Origin of the sequence: Brachyspira pilosicoli, assembly GCF_019402445.1 — a bacterium.
GTDB classification, from domain to species: domain Bacteria; phylum Spirochaetota; class Brachyspiria; order Brachyspirales; family Brachyspiraceae; genus Brachyspira; species Brachyspira pilosicoli_B.
The window spans coordinates 1-2,600 of sequence record NZ_SRZM01000154.1; the positions used below are offsets into that span (position 1 = coordinate 1).

The following is a 2,600-nucleotide window of genomic DNA, read 5'->3' on the forward strand; positions in this document are numbered from 1 at the left end:
AAAACTTATTATTTTACTTGTGTATCTATGGGCAATCCGCATTGTGTTATATTTGTAGATGATGTTAAAAATATGAGAATTGATGATATTGGAAGTTTTATGGAAAATAATCCTATGTTTCCAAATAGAACAAATGTAGAGTTTGTGCAGGTTCTTAATAGGGGAGAAGTTATACAAAGAACTTGGGAGAGGGGAAGTGCTGAAACTTTGGCATGCGGTACTGGTGCTTCGGCTGTTTGTGTGGCTGGATATATTAGCAAAAGAACTGATAATATTATTCTTAATCACCTTTTAGGAGGAGATTTGATATTAACTTATAAAGATAATAATGTATTTATGAAAGGTGAGGCTAGATACGCATACAGAGGATATGTAGAATTATAATATTTCTATCTTAAATTATCTTTAAATAGCTCCTTTAAGCGATTTCTGCATCCTCCGCAAGCTGTGCCTGCTTTTGTCTTTTTTACTATATCTTTTAGTGTTTTTAATCCGTATTCTTTTTTTAATGTTTCTATCTCTTCAATGGATAATTCTTTACATTTACATATGTATTTGTTATCTTCTTTTATCATCATACAGCTCTTATATTTGTTATGATTTATTTAATCATTCTAATCAAAAAAACAAAAAATATCAAAAACATAAAAAATATAAAAAAATATCAAAATAGCTATTGAAAAAAAAGGGTATATAGTATATAAAACTACTATAGTAATATACAGTATATTACTATACATTAGTTTGGGAGAGCTATTATGAATAAACCACCAACAAGAAAGTTTAAAAATTATAACAAAAAACTTGTAAAAATAATACTAGATAATATTGACGATGATGATTATTTTTACAACAAAAAAGTTAATTGGGAGGATTGGGTTATAATGAGGGTAGATGTTGATAATGCTATAAAGAGGCTTAATTTTGATACATCTATTGAATATTCAGCTATGCTTTTAGAAGATATTTTATATGTATTAAAGGAGTATTAATAATGTGTAATTTATGTCCTAAATATAATACTTGTGTAAAATTATGCGATGAGATGTTAAAGAAGATTAGATACGGCAAGAGAGAGTTTAGGAAAAATAGGGATTATTGTAGGGAGATTGTGTTAACAGACAAAGATTTGGAGAATATACTTTATACAAATAGTTTAAGTTATGTAGAATATGAGAGGCTTTCAAATTTGGTTGTTGCAATACTTTCACCAAAGCAAAAGCAATTATTAAAATTATTTTCAGAGGGTAAGAGTCAGGTTGAGTTGGCTAAGATTTTTAATGTAAGTCAATCATCAATTTCACAGAGTTTGCAGGCTATAAAGAAGGAGATATCGAATCAATTTAAGATGGTGATAAACTGTTAAAATAGCATTTTTATAATTTGTAGTTTTTTATGGATTAAATAAATAATTGAAATAAATTTAGTATAATAAAAAAGGGTGAAGCTAGTAAAAGCAACACCCTTTTATTTTTAAGCTATTAGGCTATTATTATTGTAATAATCTAAGAGCACCTTGTGGTAACTGATTAGCTTGAGCAAGCATAGACAAGTTAGCTTGGTTAAGAATTTGGTCTTTAGCAAGTTTAACTGATGCTTCAGCCATATCTGTATCACGAATTCTGCTTTCAGAAGCCTGCATATTTTCAAAGCCTACCATTAAGCCTTGAGCAGTCATTTCTAATCTGTTCTGATAAGCACCCAAGTCAGCTCTTTGTTTTAATACTTTAAGAAGAGCTTCATCAACCATACCTATAACTGTATTAGCTTTATTAGGGCTAGAAACACTAATGAAAGTAGCAGTAGTAGCAGGTCCAACTGGATTTTTAAGTCCAAGAGCTTGGCTGTTCATAGTACCAATATAAACACGTTTTCTTTCGTCCATATTAGCACCGATATGTAACCACATAGAAGCTGTAGGAGTATTTTCTCCTGTAGATCTAGCAAATCTTCCAGTCAACATGTTAAGTTTGTTGAATTGAGCTTGTGAAGCAACTCTGTCGATTTCATCTACTAATTGAGAAACTTCGATTTGTACATAAAGTCTGTCTTCATCAGTATAGATACCGTTAGCTGCTTGTATAGCTAATTCACGAATTCTTTGAAGGATATTAGTAGTTTCTTCTAAGTAACCTTCAGTAGTTTGAATGAAAGATATACCGTCTTGAGTGTTTCTTTCAGCTTGACGTAAACCGCGGATTTGTGTTCTCATTTTTTCAGATACTGCTAATCCACTAGCATCATCTCCAGCTTGGTTGATTCTCATACCGCTAGAAATTTGAGCTGCGTCTTTTCTTAAATCTACTTGGCGGAATTTAAGAGTTCTTTGTGCATTTATTGCACTGATATTATTATTGATAACCATATGGTTCCTCCGTGAAAATTGTTTATTAGTCCATCCTTGAACTAGTATATATTATCGGTTTATGCCGATTAATTATTAATTTTTTTTACTAACTTTAGATATTTTTTTATAATTTTTTGGAAAATGTTATGTTTATTATATATTTATAAGATTTTTTCTATGTTTTTACTCTATAAGCATATATTTATTGATATTTATTTATTTTTTAATATACTATCTATAAGTATTATACAAC

At 29.5% G+C, this 2,600-nt stretch carries 5 protein-coding genes; 3 read left to right on the forward strand and 2 right to left on the reverse strand.

Annotated features, from left to right (window positions below; genetic code table 11):
- Window positions 1-384 (forward strand): diaminopimelate epimerase (gene dapF, locus E6A48_RS06075; protein ID WP_219709167.1); only part of this gene is annotated, 384 nt, incomplete at its 5' end.
- Window positions 385-389: 5 nt separating this feature from the next.
- Here dapF and E6A48_RS06080 read toward each other — a convergent pair.
- Complete coding sequence (locus E6A48_RS06080) at window positions 390-575, reverse strand: (2Fe-2S)-binding protein (RefSeq protein WP_219709170.1); 186 nt, start codon at window positions 573-575, stop codon at window positions 390-392.
- Between the two features lie 183 nt (window positions 576-758).
- Between E6A48_RS06080 and E6A48_RS06085 the strand changes: the two genes are divergently transcribed.
- Together E6A48_RS06085 and E6A48_RS06090 are read left to right on the forward strand one after the other, a co-directional pair.
- A complete protein-coding gene (locus tag E6A48_RS06085; protein ID WP_219709168.1) occupies window positions 759-992 on the forward strand; it encodes a hypothetical protein in 234 nt (77 codons plus the stop codon).
- Window positions 993-994: 2 nt separating this feature from the next.
- Window positions 995-1,366, forward strand: coding sequence for an ArsR family transcriptional regulator (locus E6A48_RS06090; protein ID WP_219709169.1), 372 nt, complete (start codon window positions 995-997; stop codon window positions 1,364-1,366).
- A 126-nt stretch (window positions 1,367-1,492) separates the two neighbouring features.
- On the opposite strand, the gene E6A48_RS06095 is transcribed toward E6A48_RS06090, so the two are convergent.
- Entirely contained in the window at window positions 1,493-2,365 is an 873-nt protein-coding gene (locus E6A48_RS06095; RefSeq protein ID WP_013243178.1) for a flagellin N-terminal helical domain-containing protein, read from the reverse strand.
- Window positions 2,366-2,600: the final 235 nt, after the last annotated feature.

Coding starts and splice junctions, on each gene's coding strand:
- E6A48_RS06085 (WP_219709168.1), top strand. CDS start 759: ATGAATAAACCACCAACAAGAAAGTTTAAAAATTATAACAAAAAACTT.
- E6A48_RS06080 (WP_219709170.1), bottom strand. CDS start 575: ATGATAAAAGAAGATAACAAATACATATGTAAATGTAAAGAATTATCC.
- E6A48_RS06095 (WP_013243178.1), bottom strand. CDS start 2,365: ATGGTTATCAATAATAATATCAGTGCAATAAATGCACAAAGAACTCTT.
- E6A48_RS06090 (WP_219709169.1), top strand. CDS start 995: ATGTGTAATTTATGTCCTAAATATAATACTTGTGTAAAATTATGCGAT.